This is a genomic window from Nodosilinea sp. AN01ver1, from assembly GCF_050565655.1.
GTDB lineage: Bacteria > Cyanobacteriota > Cyanobacteriia > Phormidesmidales > Phormidesmidaceae > Nodosilinea.
On sequence record NZ_JBNXVS010000011.1, the window covers coordinates 124,418 to 143,569 of the forward strand.

The following is a 19,152-nucleotide window of genomic DNA, read 5'->3' on the forward strand; positions in this document are numbered from 1 at the left end:
GGGAGCGGAAGCTAGTACTTGTTTATTATTGAGTAGGGTTTCGGGTATCCGGTGTCAGAGATAGAGGGTTTGCGGCTTTGCCTCATACCGTAAACCATATACCTTGAACCTTCACCCACCCACCCATCCACCCGCCCACCCATCCACTTCCCCATGCCCCCTCAACTCCGCCCCTACCAGGTTGATCTGATCAATGACCTCTACCGCAAGCTCAACGAGGGGCACAAGCGGGTGGCGATCGTGGCGGGTACCGGGGCGGGCAAGACGGTAATCAGCGGGCAGATCTGTGCCCATGCGGAAGGGGCAGGCAAGCGGCTAATGTTTTTGGTGCACTTAGACGTGCTAGTGGGTCAGACCTACGAAAAAATGAAGTCCTTTGGGCTGCACTGCGGCTTTATCAAGGCGGGCTGGGAAGAAAACCGCGACGCGCCAATTCAGATCGCCAGCATTCAAACCATGTCGAAGCGGCAGTGGTGGAAGCAGTGGGTGCCCGACGTGGTGTTCTACGACGAGGGGCACATCACCCTGTTCAGCCAGGTCGGCAAGAAGGTGCTCAAGACCTTTCCCAATGCGGTACACCTGGTGATGACAGCGACGCCGGAGCGCCTGGGCAAAGAGCAGCTGGGCGACTACATGGATACCCTGGTGGCCTCGCCTGTGCCCAGCGACCTGCAACAGCGGGGCTTTTTGGCCCCGATGAAGTACTACAGCATGCCTCCTGACGGGGTGGCCAACCTGAAGGAAGTCAAGACCGTGCGGGGCGACTACGATGAAGCTGGGCTGAAGAATGCCTGCGATCGCCCCGAACTGATCGAAAAAATTGTGCGCGAATGGCAGCGCCTCTGCCCCGGCAAGCGCACGATCGCTTTCTGTGTCGATATTGAGCACGCCCGCCACGTCGCTGATGCCTTCAACGCCGCCGGTATCCCCGCCGATACGGTAGAGGGGGGCACCCCAATCAAAGACCGCAAGCGCATGTACAGCGACCTGCGGGAAGAAAAGATCTTGGTGCTCACCTCCTGCAACGTGATCAGCATCGGCTTTGATGAACCCAGCGTGGAGGTGGGGCTAATGCTGCGGCCCACGCAGTCAAGCGCCCTGCACCTGCAGCAGATTGGCCGCGTCATGCGCATCTCGCCCCAGACCGGCAAGCTGTACGGCATGATTCTTGACCAGGCGGGCAACCTGGAGCGCCTCGGCTTTCCCGAAGACATCAAGGACTACCACCTGCCGGTGAAGAAAGATGGCGGCGGCGAGAGCAAGCCCCCGCCGATGAAGCCCTGCCCCCAGTGCGGCCGCATCGTGCTGGCGTTTATTGCCAAGTGCCCCGACTGCGGCCACCAGTGGATTACCGAACGCCCGCTCAACCTGGAAGACATGGTGGAAATCTACTCCGCTGACCAGGCCCACCAGATTAACGACATCCCCACCCTGGTGGAGCTGTTTCACAGTCACCGCCGCCGTGCCTACATGCGCCGCAACGCACCGACCTGGGCTGAGCGATCGTTCTGGGAGCACTGTGGTCGGTGGCCAAAAGATGCCTGGTGCTTTGGCTCTATTTTTGGCCCCAGGCCCACCCCTCAGCAAATGCTGGAGTACTTCGAGTACCTGCAAAAGAGCGCCAAGCGCATCGGCAAGCGCCAGGACTGGATTGTGCAGGAGTTCGAGAAAGAATGCGGCCCCGGCAGCTTTAACCGCTTGGCCAATCTGCGCCAGGTGATTTAACCGCAAACGTAGTGTACATAACGCTAAGTCAGTCAACTGTAGGGTGAATAGCGCCGGGGCGCGGCAAAGCCTACGCGCAGCAATGCACCGCCTCTTGGCATGAATCCTTTTTGGTGCATTGCGCTTCGCGGGAATGCACCCTACGGCCCTTACCTATCCGTCGCGTTCGGTGCGGATCCAGGTTTGTTCGGGCTTGGTTAAGAACTTAGAGAAGATCGAGAACTTGCTCAGCATGTAGGCGGGCACTGCTAAAAGGTCTTGCAGCGACAGGTCGCTGCGACCATAGCCCACCCAGGCTAGGCTGATGCCCATTATCAGGCAGACCAGGGCCGCCAGGGCCAGGGTGGCGGGCAGCCAGCTGAGGCCAGCCAGGGCGATAACTAGGCTGAGGAGGGCGATCGCGACCACAGCCATCACCTGCAGCGTAATCGGCAGCACCGATAGCTCCAGGGCCAGGGCCAGCAGATCCAGCCGTCGTTGCCGGACGGCCTGACCTAGCAGCCTGGGCACGTACTCGGTAAAGATTTGCAGGTGGCCGTGCTCCCAGCGGGTGCGTTGGGTGGTGGTGGCCTGGTCGCCGCTGGGCAGGCGGCTGGTCACCCAGGCGGCCTGGCAAAACTGAGGCGCGTAGCCCGCCAGGGCCAGATCCAGCCCCAGCTTCATGTCTTCGACGATGTGGCCGCTGGCGATGCTGACCGAGGTTGCCGCTGCCCAGGGCATGGCGATGCCGGTGCCCGTCAGCAGACAGGGCTGCCCCAGAGCGTACAGCCCCTGTGGGCGCACCCAGTTTTTGACCTTAAAGGCAAAGGCCGAAACTCCGTCCTTTAGCCCAGGATTGGCAGGCTTTTCCATAAGATAAACGGCCTGGACAGGACGGTTGGCCTGCTGGGCCTGGCTGGCCAGGGCGGCCAACGCGCCGGGATGTAGGGTACAGTCGGCATCGACCAAAACCACCACAGCGGGAGGATTCTCGGCCAGGTGGCGCAGGCCAAAGTCGAGGGCATAGCCCTTGCCGCGCTGGGTTGAGTCCTGGCGCTCGATGACGGTAGCCCCGGCCTGACGGGCTTCGACAGCAGTACTGTCGGTGCAGTTATCGGCAATGACTACCAGGCGATCGCCGGGCCGCAGCTGCGGGGTAATCGTGGCTAGCGTGGCCCCAATGCCGCCCGCTTCGTTGTGGGCGGGCACCAGCACCGCCAGGGAGCGATCGGCAGGCCGGGCAGGCGGGGCCGAAGCGGTGCGGCTGAGCAGGGCCGCCAGACATTCCAGAGCCAAAAAGGCTGAGGTGACCAGCAGCAGCAGCGGCACAGTGGCTAGAACTGCGGCCAGGGCTGCGGTGAGCAATGCGCTCCAACTTGCGTTCATAGCGGCCAATCTTCCCCAGTAAATCGTTGCTTTCAGGTTGCCCGAACTGTTGTGTTGAACTATCGCGGCAGGTCCTGCGGGACCGCCGATGGCCCCACCTCGTTTCTAGCTACCCTACCGAACTGGGGCGATCGCAGCCCTCTCCCAGCCCCTAGATTCACAGGAGCTTCAAACATCCGTATAGCTGCGGTGGTTCAGCCTGTGCCGCTAGGCGGCAATTTGGGTCAGGGCAGTCTCGACAGCCATTGCCCAGCCCTCAGGGGCAGGGGCGATCGCGACTGGCCAGCCCCGGTCGGCCAGCTGGGGGTGGGGGCCGTGGGCACTGGGCAGCACGATCGGGTAGTCGACGTTTTCGAGCATGTCGAGGTCGTTGGGGCTGTTGCCCAGGCCGATGGTGGCCGTGGTTTTAGCATCAGGATTTTGGGCTTGAAAGAGCTGCACCAGCTGATGTACAGCGTTGCCCTTGCCCGCCTCGGCCCCAATCAGGTGAGAAAAGCGATCGCCAATTACCACCCGAAAGCCCATCGCCTCGACCGCCTCGCGTAGCTGCTCGGCGGGCACGTTTTTGGGAGTCATGAAGGGCTCGGTAAACTCGCGGGCCTTAGCCTGCTTCGCCTCACTGGGCGATAGCCCCGTCAGCTGCACCACCTGTTCCACGCTCCAGTCACCAAAGCCTTTGAGGGGGCGGCCCAAATCCTGGGCGATCGCCTTCAGCCCAGCCCGAGCGGTGACGTAGTTGCAGCCCAGCTGCAGCACCCGATAGCCATCCACGTCGTCGCCCGGCGGCAGGGCAAAGCGAGAATGATCGACGGGAATGTAAACAGCGCTGCCGTTTTCGACCACAAACGGGTCGCTCAGCCCCACATCCTGGCGCAGCTGAGCGACTTCCTGGCGAGTTTTACTGGTCACGGGCACCACCGGAATGCCCAGGGCCGCGAGCTTGGCCAGGGTGGGCAAGGCCGCTGCGTAGGCGTAGGTTTCACCATTGAGCAAGGTGCCGTCGAGGTCGGTAAATACAATACAGGCCATAGAGGTGACGAAGTAGAGGTACAGGTAGGTGTAACAGCGTGAGGGCCGGGGGCGGTGCTACCAATACGTTAAGAAACAACCCAGATAAAACCACTCAAAGCCTGCCGCAGAGGTAGCCTTGCCCTGCTTTTGGCCGCTTTAGGGCGATTGCGGGGCATTTCCCCAGATTTTTCTGACTTTCCCTTTCTAAAGCAGCGGTAAGACAATACCTCGGCGGCTTTTCTTTAGGGCTGCTCTAAGGATAATCTGTTAAGGCTTTAGCCTACGGCTGAGGTCTTGCTGTTCGCCCTCGCTATGACTGTTATGGAGTTTAGAACCCCCGGCCAGGAGGCGGTTTACCATCGTATTTTGCCTTGGATGCACGAGCTGTTTGGCGAATCGCTGGTGGTCTTTGAGGATGAGCCTCTGTTCATCGTCAACCTGGGCTCGGCCGTCGCATCTACTCGGGTTGTGCCCTGGCACCAGGATGAAACCCTGATCACAACTCGGTCCTACGTTGTTACCAACATTCAGCTCACCGCCGAACTGAGCTACTACCTGCTGCGCGAAAACAACGGCATTTACTTTGGCCGCTTTGCCTACGACGCCGAAGATGACATTGTGTTTGAGCACAGTTTGGTCGGCGAAACCTGCGATCGCCGGGGGTTGAACCACTCTGTCACCACCGTTATCCGCATTGCCGACAACTACGACGACGAAATTGTCGCTCGCTGGGGCGGCAAGCGCGCCCTCGATCGCTGGGCGTCCTGATCGGCACTGGGCCGCTTGAAGAATTGATCGCGGCAGCAGCTTTCATTTCGCTCAATCCGCGCTACAAAATAAACTAACCGCACTGAGGGAAGCCGCCGTGGCTCGTCGCTGGATTTGGATTGGTTTGGCAGGATTTTTGATCGCGCTGCTGACTACGGGACTGGCCTCGGCCCAGGCGGCAAAACCACTGCCATCGCAGCTGACGGTGAGCCGTCTATCCCCGATTCAAGCCTCGCCAGGAGCGTCGCTACAGTTTCTTAAGGCGCTGCCGTCCGACGATAGCGAGTTAACCTACGCCGACCTGCAAGTGGCCCAGGCGGCTCCGCCGCGCCAGGTTACGGCCCTGGCCGACCCCTCTAACTACGGCGATCGCTATGCCACCGACATCAACGGGCGTGTCGTGCAAAACGACTTTATCGCCGTGCTGCACGAGACCGTGGGCTCAGCCCAGAGCGCTATCAACCTGTTTCGCACCCATCACCCCCGCGACCAGGATCAGGTCAGCTACCACGCCCTGATCGGTCGCGACGGCACGATCTACTACATCGTGCCGCCCGAAAAGCGTGCCTTTGGCGCAGGCAATTCAGTATTTAACGGCCCCAACGGGCCAGAGACCGTGCGCACCAACGCGGCCTTTCCCCCCTCGGTCAACAACTTTGCCTACCACGTTTCCCTAGAAACTCCGGGTGACGGTATGAACAACCGCCGCAGTCACAGCGGTTACACCCAGGCTCAGTATGCCTCCCTGGCCTGGCTGCTGGCCCAAACCACTATTCCCGACAGCCGCATTACCACTCACCAGGCGGTCGATCGCTCCGGCAGCCGAATGGATCCGCGTAGCTTCAATGGGCAAGGGTTCTTTGCGCTGCTGCGCCGCTATCCCACCCGCAGTGGGCTGTCAGGCTGAGGGCCTGTGGGCTAGGGCAGCGGTTCAAAATACACCACCATTTCGTAAATGGACGGCTGCAGTATATCCAGGTTAGGGTCGTCGCTAGCCAACAGCTGGTCACCCATCACCGCCTGGTAAGCATCGGGGTACTGCTCGATGGCTGTCGCCGTTGGTTCTAGCCGCAGCAGCAGGTAGCCGTCGTACAACTCCAGCTGACTTCCTTCCAGCATTACGGTACCGCCATAGTCCCAGGCAAAACCGTAGAGCGCAAAGTCGCCCAAAATAGCTTCCACCTCTGAGTAGGGAATGCCGACCCCTAGCCCCTCTGGGGTTTGCCAGGCGGGGCCAAAGTCTTTGATCAGCTGAGGCCGAGTTTGGCTAGCATCTTGCCAAACGACCGAAAACTGCTGGTCAGAACCAGGGGTTACGACCGTCCCAGCGGCTGTGGTACCTTCTCCCATGGCAATCGGAGCGTCTTCAAGGGCGGCCTCGCCATAGTAAGCGGCCAAGTCGGCCCTGCTGGTATCGGCGGTCACAGGACCAACCCGCTGCCCCGGAATTACCAGAGTATCGGCAGCGGGTTGAGCGGGCTCGGCCACATCGGCAGGCGGCTCCACTTGGGAATCGGGGGTGGCTGGCAAGCGGCAGCCCGCTAGCGGCAGCAGCAACAGCAGAATTGAGGTTAGAAAACGCGCCACGATTGAAGTGTTACAAGCATAATTTGGAGTTGGTGCGCCTGCGGTGTACCGGGGGCCAGGAGCAGGGATTTTATTAATCCACGTTTTAGGTTGGGCAAAACGGCTAACCGTAAGCAGCCGAGATGGCTATCTCACGAGATTAAAAATCCTTCTTCCTAAGACCTGCGGATATTAGGGCACCAGGTGATGGCTGATCGCAAACCGCAGCAGCTCGGAGCGATTGTTGGTTTCGGTCTTGCGCAGCAGGCTGCTGACGTACTTCTCGACGGTGCGAGGGCTTAAGAACAGGCGATCGCCAATTTGGGCATTCGACAACCCGTCAGACAGCAGCGCTAAAACGTCTTGCTCGCGGGCGGTGAAGCCCGCCACCAGATCTACTGGGGGCGGCGACCAGGAGACCGCCGCTTCTGGAACAGCCTGGGTCAGCACCTCTGAGGGCACATCACTGGTTTGTAGCGCGCGCTGCTGGGCGGTGCTCAGCGCCACCTGCTGAATCCACGCTGACTGAATTAGCTGCGATCGCTCCAGCAAGTTGCGCACAATAGCCCCAATCTCCTGCAGCTCAAAGGGTTTGGGCAGGTATAGATCGCAGCCCAGCTGGTAGCCCTTAATCCGATCCTGAATCTGGTTGTGGGCGGTCAGGAAAATAACCGGCAGCAGTCGAAAGGCCGGAAACTGGCGCACCTTTTGCACCAGGTCGTAGCCGTTGAGCCCAGGCATACCAACGTCGGTAATAATCAGCTGAGGCTGATGGCTAAACACTTGCTGTAGCGCCATTTCACCGTGGCTGGCCATCAGCACGGAGTAGCCCTCAAGCTCTAAATAGTCACACAGCGAAAGGCGAGTGCCTTCGTCGTCTTCCGCAATTAAAATGGTGAGCGGCATGACGTTACACCAGGTCTAAAGCATTGGCAGGTAAAGCTCAACGGCCAACGGCCATGACTTAGACCCTGGCACGCAGCCCGGTTATGCACCCCTGCCTCCATAGCCTAAACGAGAATTTGAGCTACGGGTTTATTTGTTGCTGAAGTTAAACCGCTTAGGAGTGACCGCTCAGCCATTCTTAACAAAGCGTAGGACACGAGCGCTAGCCCAGACGGTAGCCAAAGCCGCGTACGGTTTTGAGATACTGAGGATGACTGGGGTCAACCTCCAGCTTTTCGCGAATCCAGCGAATGTGAACATCTACAGTTTTGTTGTCGCCCATAAAGTCGTGGCCCCATACCTGATCAATAATCTGATCGCGCGACCAAACCCGCCGAGGCTGCCCCATAAAGAGCTCTAAAATTCTAAACTCTTTGGGCGAAAGATTAATTTCTGCACCCTGGAGAAAAACACGGCACTCCTGGGGGTGCAGCGTAATATCTTCAAACTTGAGCACGTTGTCTTTTTCGGCAGTAGCTCTGCCCCGCTGCCGGCGCAGCAGTGCCCGACAGCGGGCCACCAGTTCACGCATGCCAAAGGGCTTGCTGAGATAGTCGTCAGCGCCAATTTCCAGACCTACCACCCGGTCGGTTTCGGTGCCCTTAGCGCTGAGTACCAAAATGGGCACATCAATGCCCTGGTGACGCAGCAGGCGGCACAGATCCAGCCCGTTCATGCCGGGCAGCATCAGGTCGAGCACTACCAGGTTAATTTCGGGGCGATCGGCGCGGCTCGACACTGAGGTGCCCCCCAGCATATCGAGGGCCGTCAGACCGTCTTCGGCCACTAGAATGTCAAACCCCTCTTCGGCCAAGCCCAGGGCCACCGTTTCTCGAATTAGCTCTTCGTCTTCGACCACCAGTACTCGACCTAAGCCAACCCTGAGGTTAGGCTGGGACTGGGCCGCGAGATTTACAGAATTCATAGGGAACGGTTAAAAACTGCTCACTGCAATCATATCAGCCCCTAGAGGGGTGAAATAGCCTGCAAAAGGCTAAACCTTTATAAAGGTAGTCTAACCCCTGACCCCAGCAACCGCTAGACGGCACTCACCTGGAGTTCTATCCACCGCTCACCAACGCCTCGACGGCGGCGGCTTGGGTGGGCAGCGCGGCGGTTAAAACGGTGCAGCCGGTGGCGGTAATCTGTACGTCGTCTTCGATACGAATGCCGCGCACCTGCTGAAAATCCTGCAGTCGTTCCCAATTGACGGTGTTGTTATATCGACCTGACTGCCGGGCCGGGCCTAGAATGCCGGGCACCTGATAAAACCCCGGTTCAATGGTGACTACCATATTGACCGCCAGAGGGCGATCGAGCCGCAGAAACTTCAGGCCAAAGCGATCGCTGCGACTGCGCCCCGGTGCATACCCCGCCACGTCGCCCAGATCTTCCATATCGTGCACATCTAGACCCAGCAGATGCCCTACACCGTGGGGAAAGAACAGGGCGTGGACGTCCTGTTCGACCAGGCTATCGGGGTGGCCCTTTAGCAAACCCAGATCGACCAGCCCTGCGGCCAGGGTGCGGCAGGCGAGCAGATGTAGATCGCGGTACTCGACGCCGGGTTGGGCCGCAGCAATGCAGGCATCGTGGGCGGCCAGCACCACGTCGTAGATATCTCGCTGGGGGGCGGTAAATCGTCCCGACACCGGCCAGGTGCGGGTAATATCTGAGGCCCAGCCGCTGGGGGCTTCGGCCCCGATATCGGCCAGCAGTAGGTCACCGGCAGCCAGGGCATGGTGGTATTGCTCGTTGTGCAGCACCTCGCCGTGGACGGTGACGATGCTGTTGTAGGCGCAGGTCATGCCCTCGGCCACAATCACTTGCTCCATGGCGGCTCGCACCTCGGCTTCGGTGGCGGCTTTGGGTGTGGCAGCCATTCCGGCCCGGTGGGCGGCAACCGACACGGCGGCGGCGCGCTTGATTTGCGCCAGGGCCTCGTCGTCGTGGTGCAGCCGGAGGGCGACCAGGGCTTCTATCAGCGCTTGGCTGCGATCTGAGTCAGATTTGGCCTGGAAGGGTAGTGTTGCAGATTCGGCCCGATAGTGGTCTACCTGGGCGTAGGGGTAGGCCGCTGCGGCCCCAATCTCGGCGGCAATGGCGTCTCGGCTGGGGGTGGGGCCATGCCACAGGGCCGCCTCCGGGGAGGTGTCATCCATAAACAAGGTCAGTCGGCCCCCCTCCAGGTGAATAGCCGCCTTGGCCAGGGGCAGGCCGGCAAAATACAAGAAATGGCTGTTGGCCCGAAAGGGGTAAACATTGGCCGGAAAGTTGCGCGCGACTGCCTGCCCTGACCACAGCAGCACCGGCTGGGGGTGCAGTTCGGCGAGGCGATCGCGGCGCTGCTGAAGCACGCTGGCGAGCGGTAGCGGGGCAGTCTGAAGGGGCATAGACAACCAAAGCCGACGACGTCTTTAGTCTGTCACAAACCGCCTGGCATAGGCACTAGCCCTAGAGCAGCCAGCCCTGGGAATGTCTAAACCTGGCGTTAACTCGGCGGTGCCGACTGTTAACCCCAAATCTCAGCGCGATATTTTAGAATAAATTCAATAATTAATTTTTTGTATATCTCCCGTTCAAAAATCAGTTCAAATGAACTATTGTTGGATCTATAACGGCTAGCCTACTTCAGGTGCAGCGCTATGGCTTCCTTAACAATTCGGCCAGGGTCACGGGTGCGCCTCAAGGGGCAGGATGACCATGTGCCAGACTTTGTGGTTATTCGGTGCGATCGCGATCGCTGCTGGGTGCGCCAGCAAGACTGGGCTCCAGAGGCAGAACTGAACGTTAGCTTCAAGCAGCTGTGGGTTCCCCCCGAGCCCGGCTCTACCCTCCCCGTAGCTTTAGCTAAGCAGGTCAAAGCGGCTGGGCTAGTTGCCGCCCACGGTGACCACCGCGCTGGCGACAATGTGGTCTATATGGCCGCTTACCGTCGCCGCCATGTCCCCCAGGGGCGCTAGCGCAGTTATTAAGTATTGTCGTAGGTCAAGAATTTAGACCGGCTGCACGTATTTCTGCGGCCTAAGTGCTAGTATGCAACTCTGTCGGTTTTAGCGGAGATCAGCCGCTAAAGGAAACGGGGAAAGCGCAGTGAAAATCTGCCACTGTCCCGCAGCTGTGAGCCGGTTTTAGATTTCGAATTTTAGATTTTGGCGGAACGTGAAACCAAAATCCAAAATCGCAAATTCAAAATTGTGTCAGTCAGAATGCCCGCCGATGGATGCCCACGTTTCTTTCCATCTGCGAGGTACAGATGACTGCTTATAAAGTTTTGCTCCCGGGGTGTTGTAGCTCAGGGCCCTTTTTAATTGCGCCTCTAACCCAACCTCCTGCGGGTTAGAGCTATGCGAAGTCATGACAGTGTGTGGCAGGGCTGCTCTGGAAACTGGCAGCCGCTGTTTATTCGCGAGTATTGGTTGCCCATCGGCCACGCCGCCTGGCAGGGTTTTCTAACCCAGGGCCGGGGCATGGTGGTGTGCGAGGTGGCAGGAGCTACCGCGACGGTGGACTGGGGCCGCACCGCTGTAGCCTACACTCTGGGCTTTGTCGCTCAGGCTAGTTTGGTTAGCTACTGGGGCAGCTTGGATCTGGCTGTCGATCAGCAGCTGTCTCTAGACGAAGCCATTGCCACCTACGACCCGACTCAGGACGCCATTTTGCTGCTGCTGGCCGACTCGTCTCCCGCTATTACCTGCCTGCAGGGCTGGGCCGTGCCGCCGCCGGAGTGCTTTCGCCAAATGGGCAATCGCGCCGCCGAGTTTAGCCTGACCCCACAGCCCTAACAGCCCTAAATTTCGCCCGCGCCGAGGCCACAACAATGGCTGGCGCAGTCCATTGACGTATTTTGCCAATTCCTATGACCCAACCCACTCTGTTTGTCTGCGCCCTGTGCAAGTTCCCCGCTGCTGAGACGGGAGACACCACCGGGGGCCAGCACCTGATTGACCAGTTAGCGTCCCAGATCGAAGACGGTACGGTTAATTTACAGCCGGTACGCTGCATGGCCGCCTGCGATCGCGCCTGCAACGCTGCCCTGTCTGCCCCCGGCAAGCTCACCTTCATCTTCAACGACCTGTCGCCCCACCAGGCCGCCCCCGACCTGGCAGAATTTTGCCGCCAGTACGCTGCGGCTGATATGGGTAAGGTGCCCTACGGGCTGCGATCGCCCGTCATCAAAAAATCTACCGCCTACGTTCTTCCTCCCCTGGCGGCTGAGGCAGTGGAAGCTGCTATCGCTCGCTAGTGAATGAATGGATAGGTAGATAAGCAATGAAATCTAAACTCCCCATTCACCCGCCTACCCATCCACCCATCTACCCATTCACAATCTCAAACTCCAGCCCAAACTCCTGGGCCAAATTGCAGGTGTGGTGATCAGTAATATTCGTATCGCTCAGCTCCAGGTTGTAAAAGCTGACGGCGGGGTGCTCAAAGTACGGCCCGCCGTGCCAGGTGCCCACCTCCAGCTTGATGAAGCAATTACCGGGGATGTGAAAGGCACGGATGTCTTGCGGATTGGGCTGCTCTGCTGCCCCCGGCGGCGCTACCCCTATGACCCAGTCTTTGCCCTCCAGCGCTCCCAGGCACTGAGTGCAGCGCCGGTGCTGAGTAATGGTGCGAAACTGCATACCGCGATTCATCAGGGTCATGATGTAGAAGCGGGGAATGCCAGCATCTAGCTTGAGTTGGGCATCGGCAGGGCCAAAGGGAGCTTCGTCAGCGCTGGGGAAGATGACTTGGCCAAAGGGGGCAAAGGACTCTGGGGTAATGGGTTGAGCAGAAAGCTGGTACAGGGTCAGAGGTAAGGCCATTGCAAAACCTCGCTTGGGATGCACAGAAGATAAAAGCGTTGAGCTGGTATCAAGCAACCCGTGCCGTGAGGTTGGTATCACACAGCTGGATGCCGACAGCTACGGCTCTTTCTCCCTTGATAACAGATTCAATTGTAAAGGGTGTAGCAAAGCCATCGGTTGCCGTAACCAAGCCCAACCCTGCCGCCGCGTCGTCGTCACCGAAGAAGGAGGACCACATGATGAGCTGTGACCATACCAGAGCATTAGCCCTGGCCAAAGCAGGGCAGTGGGATGCCGCCCACGAGCTAGTACAGCCCTACGGCGATCGCAACGCCTGCCTGATTCACGCCTACCTACATCGGGTCGAGGGCGACAGCAGCAACGCCCGATACTGGTATCGGCAAGCTGGGGAAACCATGCCAGCTAATACCCTGGAGGAAGAACTGGAGCGCTTAGCTGATGCGATCGCGGACCAGGCGTAAATAGATTCACTGGCCCGGCATTGGGCAGCCCGTGACGATGTCTCCTGCAAATAATCTAGTAAAGACTGGACACTGAGTCGCTGTATGTTTTTGCAAGCCCCGGAAATAATTGACGAGTTAGAAGAAGCCCTGGATCATGATTCAGGGGGTGGCAATGGCGCACGGCGGCTATGGCGTAGAGCCAGCAACCGATACATCACCATCCCGGTCATGGTGGCAGAAATACCCCACATCGTGGCGATCGCAATAGAGCTCGTCAAAATCAACCCGGTGGTTGTATGGCCGATAGCTCGGGTAACAGAACTCAAAATAGACCAGCCCAGCCCCCAGCTAGCCGCACCGCTAATGATTTGAACTAAAACCCACCAGGCCATCCCAGGAATCTGGGTATAAAACACCAGCCCCTGAATACCACCGATTATCAGGCCCCCAACGGCTCCACTCATGATTAAGCTGCTGTGAAAGGCAACATAGGGTCGCACCATTCTGCTCAGAACCACCCCTAACATCGTGGCCAGCGTCCATCGCACCGTTCCCGAAGCCCCCAAACGCAGCATTGACCCCTGCAAGAGACCGACTGCAGCTCCCAGAACATAGGGAATAACTAGGTTTTGCTCAGCAGGGACGCTGATCACGGCTAATCCACAGCCTAAAACGGTCAGGCCAACCCAGAGGGCATAGAACTTCCAGGCCCTGTGCGGAGGATAATTGACGGCCAAGAATAGGGGACGGTTAAGGGCAGAAAAATTCATAGGGATGTCGTTAGCGTAACGTTGGACCAGGGACGATACCGTCGGTAGCGACTCGACCCGCCTGCCCTGCTAACAGCATACCCTCACCCCCTGAGCCTGGCCCTAGATCCATCGGCCACATTCCAATTCAAAATCCGAAATCTAAAAATCCAAAATCCCCTAACACTTCTTACGATGCCGCGAAGAAATGCAAAACCTCCCATCCTTAGTTGGTAAGCTGAAGGTTTGTTTCTTCATTTGCAGAGTTGGGCAGTAGCAGGCATGGATAACAAGTTAATGCTGATGATTCCGGGGCCGACCCCTGTACCAGAGCAGGTGCTGATGGCCATGGCTAAGCACCCCATGGGCCACCGCAGCGGTGAGTTCAGCGCGATTATGGCCGAGGTTACCGAAAACCTCAAGTGGCTGCATCAAACCCAGAACGATGTGCTGGTGCTGGCCGCTAGCGGCACCGGGGCGATGGAAGCGGGCATTATCAACTTCCTCAGCGCGGGCGATAAAGTGCTGGTGGGCAACAACGGCAAGTTTGGCGAACGCTGGGGCGAGGTGGCCCGCGCCTACGGCCTCGACACCCACGAAATTACCGCCGAGTGGGGTAAGCCGCTGAATCCTGACGACTTTAAAACAGCTCTGGAGGCTGACACCGCTAAAGAAATTAAAGCGGTGATTATCACCCACAGCGAAACCTCGACTGGGGTGCTCAATGACCTGGAAACCATCAATCGCCATGTCAAAGCCCACGGGGCGCTGATCATCGTCGATGCGGTGACCAGCCTAGGGGCCACCTCGGTACCGGTCGATGAATGGGGTCTAGACGTGGTAGCGTCCGGTTCCCAGAAGGGCTATATGATTCCGCCCGGTCTGGCGTTTGTAAGCGTCAGCGCTAAAGCCTGGGAGGCCTACGAAACCGCTACCCTACCCAAGTACTACCTTGACCTCAAGCCCTACAGCAAAAATGCGGCTAAGAATACGACTCCCTTTACGCCCCCGGTGAATATGTTCTTTGCCCTCCAAGCGGCGCTGCAAATGATGCAGAAAGAAGGGCTGGAGGCTATCTTTGCCCGCCACGATCGCCAGAAGCGGGCCACTCGCGCCGCTATGGCGGCCCTCAACCTGCCGCTGTTTGGGGCCGACGACTGCGCCAGCCCGGCGATCACCGCCGTCATGCCCCAGGGGGTAGACGCTGAGCAAGTTCGCTCGGTGATGAAGAAGCAGTTTGATATTGTTTTAGCCGGGGGCCAGGACCATCTGAAGGGCAAGATCTTTCGGATTGGCCACCTGGGCTTTGTGTGCGATCGCGATATTCTAACCGCCGTTGCCGCCCTCGAATCGACCCTCACCCACCTGGACTACGACCAGTTGACCCCTGGCGCTGGGGTCAACGCCGCTGGGCAGGTGCTGCTGGCCTAAAGACCCACTGGATCAGGAAAGATGTAGACCTCAGAGTTTGTCGAAATTCTGGGGTCTTGTCATTTAGATCTCTGGCAGCTCGGTATCGAGGCCAAAGGCCTGGGCGGGCGGCAGCTGCAGCACGCTGAGCAGCCCATCGAGCATGTACTGCACCGCCAGCGCCGCCAGCAGCACCCCCAGCACGCGGGTAACGACGTTAATGCCAATTTGGCCCAGGGCCTTGCCCAGAGGTTGAGACAGCAGCAAAAAAATGTAGCACAGCAAAATCACGACCCCAGCAGCGCCCAGCACCACGGCCAGCCCCAGGTAGTAGTTGGTTGACTCTCGCGACAGCACCAAAATACTGGCCAAGCTGCCCGGCCCCGCAATCAGCGGAATTGCCAGGGGAAACACGCTGACATCCTGCCGCTCCACAGCTTCCTCGGCCTCGGCTTTGGTCTCGCGCTCCTGGTGCACAAAAATCATGTCGAGGGCAATTTTAAACAGCAGAAATCCTGCCGCAATTTGAAAGGCTTGTAGGCTAATGCCCAGGTTGTGCAGCACGTAAGCTCCCGTTAGCCCAAAGACCAGCAGGATAATGGCTGATACCACCACGGCGCGGGTGGCGATTTGGGTTTGCTCAGCCTCGCTGCGATCGCTCACCAGGGCCAGGTACAGAGGCGTTAGCCCCACCGGATCGATCACGACGAACAGGGTAAAGAAGGCCTTAGCAAAGAGCGGCAGAACAAGGGGCATAGGGTGGCCTGGGAAATTCTCTAAAATTTAGCGCCGTTTTGAGGCGGTGGCGCGCTCGGTGCGCGATCGCCCCCCGCCGAACAGCCAGCTATACTCCCACAATTGCGCAGAATTTACCTCAATGGCCTGTAATTAAGTTTGGTAACGCCCCAGCGCGGCCAGCCTCACAAAGACTGCTAAAAACTCCGATATATTTCAAAGCGATCGTAAGGGACATTGTTCCACCGGTCTGCGCTGGGTACCCTACAGGTACTTTTGAGGGGTGCCACCCCCCACCCCGCTGTCTCTCTATGAATCTGCGTCACAAAACATTACTCTTGACTACCCTGCCCTTGCTGGGGCTGATGGCCATTTTGTTCGGCAGTTTTTCGGTCATTTTGCAGCGCAGCTATGGCCGCCTAGAGCAGCAAGACGCCCAGCGCAATTTACAGCGGGTCGACGAAGTGCTGGCGGGCGATCTGGCTCAATTGCAAAGTCTTACCGAAGACTGGGCCGCCTGGAATGACACCTATGCCTTTGTGCAAACCCGCGACCCTAGCTATGTCGAGTCAAATCTGAGCAAGTATGCCCTCGAAAGCCTACAGCTTAACCTGGTTGCCGTGGTGAACCGTGAGGGGACGATTGTCTACGGCACCAGCTATGACCTGGAAAATCGGTCTTTTTCATCCCTTCCGACCGATTTGGTACCGCAGCTGACGCCCACTAGCCCGCTAATGCGGTTCCAGAACTTGGCCGCTCACCATCAGGGGCTGATGACAGTAGATGGCAAACTTATGCTGGTGGCGGTAGAGCCGATTTTGCGCAGCGATGCCACTGGTCCAGCCCGGGGTGCTCTGCTAATGGGGCGCTACGTGAGCCCCGACGTGGTCGAATCGCTAGCGCTGCGCACCCGCCTCGATCTGCGCCTGTACCCTGTCGATGAGGATGCGCTGACGGAGAACGAGCTACCGGAGGCACTGCAGTCGATTGTCGCAACGCTCAGTCAGACAACCGACCTGGCCAACTTTCCTACCCTGTTGCGCAATCAGTCAGCCGATACCCTGGTAGGGTATGCCCTCTGGCCCAGTGTGTACGGTCAACCCCAGGCGCTGCTGGAGGTTAAGCTTCCCCGCGACATCTACTACCAGGGGCAGGTTAGCCGCCACTATCTAGGCTGGTCGCTGCTGGGGTCATGCCTGGTGTTTACCGGCGGCATGCTGCTGCTGCTCGATCGCGTTATTTTGCGGCGGCTGCTGGGGCTAAGCCAGCAGGTGCAGCACATTGGCCGCTCCAATGACCTCAGCCAGCGAACCTCGGTCAAAGGCACCGATGAGCTGAGCCATCTCAGCCATCAAATCAATGACATGCTGGGCGAGCTACAGATTAGCAGCGAAAAGCTGATCGCTGAGCAGCAAAAGGCCGAGCAGCTGCTGTTAAATATCTTGCCTGCCGCGATCGCTGGAGAGCTGATGCAGACTAAGGCCTCTGTTCCCCAGCACTTCGACGAAGTGACCATTTTATTTGCCGATATTGTGGGCTTTACCAGCCTCTCCAATCGGCTGTCGCCCATTCGGCTGGTCGATTTGCTCAACCGAATTTTTTCCGCTTTCGACAGCCTGGCTGAGCAGCTGGGGCTAGAAAAAATTAAGACTATCGGTGACGCCTATATGGTGGCGGCGGGGCTACCTACGCCCAAAGAAGACCACGCGGAGGCGATCGCCGAAATGGCTCTGGCCATGCAGCAGGTGACGGCATCGTTTCAGGCCGAATTGGGAGAACCGATCGAAATTCGCATAGGCATCAACACAGGCGTTGTCGTCGCCGGGGTGATTGGCACCAAAAAGTTTATCTATGACCTCTGGGGCGATGCCGTCAACGTGGCCAGCCGCATGGAGTCTTCAAGCGAACCGGGCCAGATTCAAGTTACCGCCGCCACCTACGATCGCCTCAAAGACAACTACCGGCTCGAAAAGCGAGGCTGTATCTCAGTTAAAGGCCGAGGCGATATGGAAACCTACTGGCTGCGGGGCCACCGCCCTGAGGCACTATTCTGCCCGCTGCGGGTCATGGGTAACAGTTTCAGCCCAGGGCTTTAAGAGCTAGGGAAGACATTGCCACAGCCGTTCCCTTCGACTCCGCTCAGGGAACGGCTATTTTTTGAGCAAACTCTGAACAATTAATTCTCACTCGTAGGGGCGTAGCATGCTACGCCTCGGCAAAGTTCCTGACTACGAGGGGGCTACCAAACCGGATACTTTATAGCTCGGATCAAAGCTACAAAGAGCAATTGACGACGCTAGAAACCTGACAAGCGGGTAACGCGATTCGAACGCGCGACATTCACCTTGGCAAGGTGACGCTCTACCACTGAGCTATACCCGCATTTCTTTATTATACGCTTTAAACCTTCAAATTCTGCGTCAGATTTGGAGCGTTGCTCACTCCTAAATCCCTTCTGTGTTGCTTACCACCGATAAGCCCGTGGAAGTATAATTTGCTGCCACAATCTATACTTTTCATACTGACTCAGCATTGCGCTAGAGCCATGACTCAAACCTAAAAATCCAGCGTTAAATAAGCGGGTAACGCGATTCGAACGCGCGACATTCACCTTGGCAAGGTGACGCTCTACCACTGAGCTATACCCGCATAAAAACCAGAGTCGGAAGTGCTCGTTCGCTGGTTTTGACCTTATCTAGAATCTCAAAAAACGGTGACTATGTCAACATTTTCTTGAAAATCTTTCTGGACTTAGACTGAGCCAGTATCCGGGGCGATAACTGGCTGCGCCGGCACGGTAACCCCAGGCCCCAGGCGGGCTGTACCGTTGCTATCGCCACTGCCTATCACCGAGTGAATTTGCCCCATCAGGCTGGCCATCTCTAGGGCGCTCATGGCGTAGTCCCAACCGTGGTTGGCCTTGATGCCAGCCCGCTCTAGGGCCTGCTGCAGGGTGTCGGTCGTGAGTACCCCAAAGATGATGGGCACTCCGGTTTGAAACCCGGCAGCGGCTACACCCTTGGCCACTTCTGCCGCCACATAATCAAAGTGAGGCGTAGAGCCGCGAATGACGGCCCCCAGGCAAATAATGGCGTTGTAGCGCCCGCTGAGCGCCAGCTGTCGCGCCACCAGCGGAATCTCAAAACTGCCCGGTACCCAGGCGTAGTCCACCTGAGTACCTTCGGGGTTGACGTCGATACCGTGGCGCTTGAGGCAGTCTTGACAGCCCTCTAGCAGTTTGCCGGTAACTAAATCGTTGAATCGGCCCAGCACGATGGCAAACCGGGGAGACCCTGTGGAAACTAACGTGCCCTCAAATACCGCCATAAATAATTAGTCTCTACACCACAAAGTAGTTGAGGCCGCCAACTACGACTACCAGCACGCCCCAGATAATAGAGCCAAACAGAATCAATCTTTTAGACTGATCCCAGTCTTGGGGAGAGGCATAGGCCACCGGCACATACACCACCAGCACAAAAGACATCAGCACCAGGGCAAACAGCGCGAGTTGAAACAGAATTACCATTGGTTTATCTTTACTCTCTCAAACACAGCAGCGGAGACGGCGGTAAACAACCCGGCCAATAGCCCAAGGCCAGGTCAATAGCCACACTA

The 19,152-nt window shown here is 58.1% G+C and carries 20 protein-coding genes, 2 tRNA genes and 1 riboswitch; of the genes, 9 read left to right on the top strand and 13 right to left on the bottom strand.

The genetic code is table 11. From position 1 onward, the window contains the following. Window positions 1-153: 153 nt before the first annotated feature. Window positions 154-1,725, top strand: a complete 1,572-nt coding sequence (locus ACQ4N7_RS11530) for a DEAD/DEAH box helicase family protein (protein WP_430711749.1) — start codon at window positions 154-156, stop codon at window positions 1,723-1,725. Window positions 1,726-1,878: 153 nt separating this feature from the next. Here the strand turns inward: ACQ4N7_RS11530 and ACQ4N7_RS11535 are convergent, their stop codons facing one another. Together ACQ4N7_RS11535 and ACQ4N7_RS11540 are read right to left on the bottom strand one after the other, a co-directional pair. Beyond that, the gene (locus ACQ4N7_RS11535; protein ID WP_430711750.1) at window positions 1,879-3,090 is read right to left on the bottom strand and encodes a glycosyltransferase family 2 protein; all 1,212 of its coding nucleotides are present in this window, start codon (window positions 3,088-3,090) and stop codon (window positions 1,879-1,881) included. Between the two features lie 207 nt (window positions 3,091-3,297). Further along, a complete protein-coding gene (locus tag ACQ4N7_RS11540; protein WP_430711751.1) occupies window positions 3,298-4,119 on the bottom strand; it encodes an HAD-IIB family hydrolase in 822 nt (273 codons plus the stop codon). Between the two features lie 303 nt (window positions 4,120-4,422). Here ACQ4N7_RS11540 and ACQ4N7_RS11545 point away from each other — a divergent pair, with 303 nt between their 5' ends. Both ACQ4N7_RS11545 and ACQ4N7_RS11550 read left to right on the top strand, forming a co-directional pair. After that, a complete protein-coding gene (locus ACQ4N7_RS11545) occupies window positions 4,423-4,869 on the top strand; it encodes a T3SS (YopN, CesT) and YbjN peptide-binding chaperone 1 (RefSeq protein WP_106920606.1) in 447 nt (148 codons plus the stop codon). A gap of 97 nt (window positions 4,870-4,966) precedes the next feature. Then, window positions 4,967-5,776 carry a peptidoglycan recognition protein family protein gene (locus tag ACQ4N7_RS11550; protein WP_430711752.1) on the top strand — a complete coding sequence of 270 codons (810 nt, stop codon included), beginning with the start codon at window positions 4,967-4,969 and terminating at the stop codon, window positions 5,774-5,776. A gap of 11 nt (window positions 5,777-5,787) precedes the next feature. Here the strand turns inward: ACQ4N7_RS11550 and ACQ4N7_RS11555 are convergent, their stop codons facing one another. The 4 genes from ACQ4N7_RS11555 to ACQ4N7_RS11570 form a co-directional block, all read right to left on the bottom strand. Further along, on the bottom strand, window positions 5,788-6,456 hold the full coding sequence (locus ACQ4N7_RS11555) for a hypothetical protein (RefSeq protein WP_430711753.1): 669 nt from the start codon (window positions 6,454-6,456) through the stop codon (window positions 5,788-5,790). A gap of 171 nt (window positions 6,457-6,627) precedes the next feature. Continuing rightward, window positions 6,628-7,341 (bottom strand): response regulator transcription factor, encoded by a 714-nt coding sequence (locus ACQ4N7_RS11560; protein ID WP_430711754.1) that lies wholly within the window; start codon window positions 7,339-7,341, stop codon window positions 6,628-6,630. A 202-nt stretch (window positions 7,342-7,543) separates the two neighbouring features. Next, window positions 7,544-8,305, bottom strand: a complete 762-nt coding sequence (locus tag ACQ4N7_RS11565) for a response regulator transcription factor (RefSeq protein WP_430711755.1) — start codon at window positions 8,303-8,305, stop codon at window positions 7,544-7,546. 136 nt (window positions 8,306-8,441) lie between these two features. Beyond that, window positions 8,442-9,773 carry an aminopeptidase P family protein gene (locus ACQ4N7_RS11570; protein WP_430711756.1) on the bottom strand — a complete coding sequence of 444 codons (1,332 nt, stop codon included), beginning with the start codon at window positions 9,771-9,773 and terminating at the stop codon, window positions 8,442-8,444. 252 nt (window positions 9,774-10,025) lie between these two features. Between ACQ4N7_RS11570 and ACQ4N7_RS11575 the strand changes: the two genes are divergently transcribed. From ACQ4N7_RS11575 to ACQ4N7_RS11585, 3 genes are all read left to right on the top strand, one after another. Then, complete coding sequence (locus ACQ4N7_RS11575) at window positions 10,026-10,343, top strand: hypothetical protein (protein ID WP_430711757.1); 318 nt, start codon at window positions 10,026-10,028, stop codon at window positions 10,341-10,343. 68 nt (window positions 10,344-10,411) lie between these two features. Next, a riboswitch (cobalamin riboswitch) is annotated at window positions 10,412-10,615 on the top strand. Between the two features lie 112 nt (window positions 10,616-10,727). Next, window positions 10,728-11,165 (top strand): hypothetical protein, encoded by a 438-nt coding sequence (locus tag ACQ4N7_RS11580; RefSeq protein ID WP_430711758.1) that lies wholly within the window; start codon window positions 10,728-10,730, stop codon window positions 11,163-11,165. Window positions 11,166-11,239: 74 nt separating this feature from the next. Continuing rightward, window positions 11,240-11,626, top strand: a complete 387-nt coding sequence (locus tag ACQ4N7_RS11585; protein WP_430711759.1) for a DUF1636 domain-containing protein — start codon at window positions 11,240-11,242, stop codon at window positions 11,624-11,626. A 70-nt stretch (window positions 11,627-11,696) separates the two neighbouring features. Here ACQ4N7_RS11585 and ACQ4N7_RS11590 read toward each other — a convergent pair whose 3' ends face one another. Beyond that, complete coding sequence (locus tag ACQ4N7_RS11590; protein ID WP_430711760.1) at window positions 11,697-12,194, bottom strand: ureidoglycolate lyase; 498 nt, start codon at window positions 12,192-12,194, stop codon at window positions 11,697-11,699. A gap of 221 nt (window positions 12,195-12,415) precedes the next feature. Between ACQ4N7_RS11590 and ACQ4N7_RS11595 the strand changes: the two genes are divergently transcribed. After that, a complete protein-coding gene (locus tag ACQ4N7_RS11595; RefSeq protein ID WP_430711761.1) occupies window positions 12,416-12,658 on the top strand; it encodes a hypothetical protein in 243 nt (80 codons plus the stop codon). A gap of 134 nt (window positions 12,659-12,792) precedes the next feature. Here the strand turns inward: ACQ4N7_RS11595 and ACQ4N7_RS11600 are convergent, their stop codons facing one another. Further along, window positions 12,793-13,104 carry a hypothetical protein gene (locus ACQ4N7_RS11600; RefSeq protein WP_430711762.1) on the bottom strand — a complete coding sequence of 104 codons (312 nt, stop codon included), beginning with the start codon at window positions 13,102-13,104 and terminating at the stop codon, window positions 12,793-12,795. 567 nt (window positions 13,105-13,671) lie between these two features. Between ACQ4N7_RS11600 and ACQ4N7_RS11605 the strand changes: the two genes are divergently transcribed. After that, entirely contained in the window at window positions 13,672-14,820 is a 1,149-nt protein-coding gene (locus ACQ4N7_RS11605) for a pyridoxal-phosphate-dependent aminotransferase family protein (RefSeq protein ID WP_430711763.1), read from the top strand. A gap of 63 nt (window positions 14,821-14,883) precedes the next feature. Here the strand turns inward: ACQ4N7_RS11605 and ACQ4N7_RS11610 are convergent, their stop codons facing one another. Further along, window positions 14,884-15,555 carry a MarC family protein gene (locus ACQ4N7_RS11610; RefSeq protein ID WP_430711764.1) on the bottom strand — a complete coding sequence of 224 codons (672 nt, stop codon included), beginning with the start codon at window positions 15,553-15,555 and terminating at the stop codon, window positions 14,884-14,886. A gap of 290 nt (window positions 15,556-15,845) precedes the next feature. Between ACQ4N7_RS11610 and ACQ4N7_RS11615 the strand changes: the two genes are divergently transcribed. Beyond that, on the top strand, window positions 15,846-17,630 hold the full coding sequence (locus ACQ4N7_RS11615; RefSeq protein WP_430711765.1) for an adenylate/guanylate cyclase domain-containing protein: 1,785 nt from the start codon (window positions 15,846-15,848) through the stop codon (window positions 17,628-17,630). Window positions 17,631-17,844: 214 nt separating this feature from the next. On the opposite strand, the gene ACQ4N7_RS11620 is transcribed toward ACQ4N7_RS11615, so the two are convergent. The 4 genes from ACQ4N7_RS11620 to psbZ all read right to left on the bottom strand — a co-directional run bounded on the left by ACQ4N7_RS11620 (window position 17,845) and on the right by psbZ (window position 19,063). Then, a tRNA-Gly gene (locus ACQ4N7_RS11620) sits at window positions 17,845-17,916 on the bottom strand. A gap of 195 nt (window positions 17,917-18,111) precedes the next feature. Further along, window positions 18,112-18,183, bottom strand: a tRNA-Gly gene (locus tag ACQ4N7_RS11625). 102 nt (window positions 18,184-18,285) lie between these two features. Beyond that, window positions 18,286-18,861, bottom strand: coding sequence for a 6,7-dimethyl-8-ribityllumazine synthase (gene ribH / locus ACQ4N7_RS11630; protein WP_430711766.1), 576 nt, complete (start codon window positions 18,859-18,861; stop codon window positions 18,286-18,288). A 13-nt stretch (window positions 18,862-18,874) separates the two neighbouring features. Then, window positions 18,875-19,063 (bottom strand): photosystem II reaction center protein PsbZ, encoded by a 189-nt coding sequence (gene psbZ, locus ACQ4N7_RS11635; RefSeq protein WP_106867016.1) that lies wholly within the window; start codon window positions 19,061-19,063, stop codon window positions 18,875-18,877. Window positions 19,064-19,152 lie beyond the last annotated feature (89 nt).

Excerpts from the sequence above, each read along its gene's own strand:
- ACQ4N7_RS11530 (WP_430711749.1), top strand. The coding sequence starts at position 154 with ATGCCCCCTCAACTCCGCCCCTACCAGGTTGATCTGATCAATGACCTC.
- ACQ4N7_RS11535 (WP_430711750.1), bottom strand. The coding sequence starts at position 3,090 with ATGAACGCAAGTTGGAGCGCATTGCTCACCGCAGCCCTGGCCGCAGTT.
- ACQ4N7_RS11540 (WP_430711751.1), bottom strand. The coding sequence starts at position 4,119 with ATGGCCTGTATTGTATTTACCGACCTCGACGGCACCTTGCTCAATGGT.
- ACQ4N7_RS11545 (WP_106920606.1), top strand. The coding sequence starts at position 4,423 with ATGGAGTTTAGAACCCCCGGCCAGGAGGCGGTTTACCATCGTATTTTG.
- ACQ4N7_RS11560 (WP_430711754.1), bottom strand. The coding sequence starts at position 7,341 with ATGCCGCTCACCATTTTAATTGCGGAAGACGACGAAGGCACTCGCCTT.
- ACQ4N7_RS11565 (WP_430711755.1), bottom strand. The coding sequence starts at position 8,305 with ATGAATTCTGTAAATCTCGCGGCCCAGTCCCAGCCTAACCTCAGGGTT.
- ACQ4N7_RS11570 (WP_430711756.1), bottom strand. The coding sequence starts at position 9,773 with ATGCCCCTTCAGACTGCCCCGCTACCGCTCGCCAGCGTGCTTCAGCAG.
- ACQ4N7_RS11575 (WP_430711757.1), top strand. The coding sequence starts at position 10,026 with ATGGCTTCCTTAACAATTCGGCCAGGGTCACGGGTGCGCCTCAAGGGG.
- ACQ4N7_RS11580 (WP_430711758.1), top strand. The coding sequence starts at position 10,728 with ATGCGAAGTCATGACAGTGTGTGGCAGGGCTGCTCTGGAAACTGGCAG.
- ACQ4N7_RS11585 (WP_430711759.1), top strand. The coding sequence starts at position 11,240 with ATGACCCAACCCACTCTGTTTGTCTGCGCCCTGTGCAAGTTCCCCGCT.
- ACQ4N7_RS11590 (WP_430711760.1), bottom strand. The coding sequence starts at position 12,194 with ATGGCCTTACCTCTGACCCTGTACCAGCTTTCTGCTCAACCCATTACC.
- ACQ4N7_RS11595 (WP_430711761.1), top strand. The coding sequence starts at position 12,416 with ATGAGCTGTGACCATACCAGAGCATTAGCCCTGGCCAAAGCAGGGCAG.
- ACQ4N7_RS11600 (WP_430711762.1), bottom strand. The coding sequence starts at position 13,104 with ATGAGTGGAGCCGTTGGGGGCCTGATAATCGGTGGTATTCAGGGGCTG.
- ACQ4N7_RS11605 (WP_430711763.1), top strand. The coding sequence starts at position 13,672 with ATGGATAACAAGTTAATGCTGATGATTCCGGGGCCGACCCCTGTACCA.
- ACQ4N7_RS11610 (WP_430711764.1), bottom strand. The coding sequence starts at position 15,555 with ATGCCCCTTGTTCTGCCGCTCTTTGCTAAGGCCTTCTTTACCCTGTTC.
- ACQ4N7_RS11615 (WP_430711765.1), top strand. The coding sequence starts at position 15,846 with ATGAATCTGCGTCACAAAACATTACTCTTGACTACCCTGCCCTTGCTG.
- ribH (WP_430711766.1), bottom strand. The coding sequence starts at position 18,861 with ATGGCGGTATTTGAGGGCACGTTAGTTTCCACAGGGTCTCCCCGGTTT.
- psbZ (WP_106867016.1), bottom strand. The coding sequence starts at position 19,063 with ATGGTAATTCTGTTTCAACTCGCGCTGTTTGCCCTGGTGCTGATGTCT.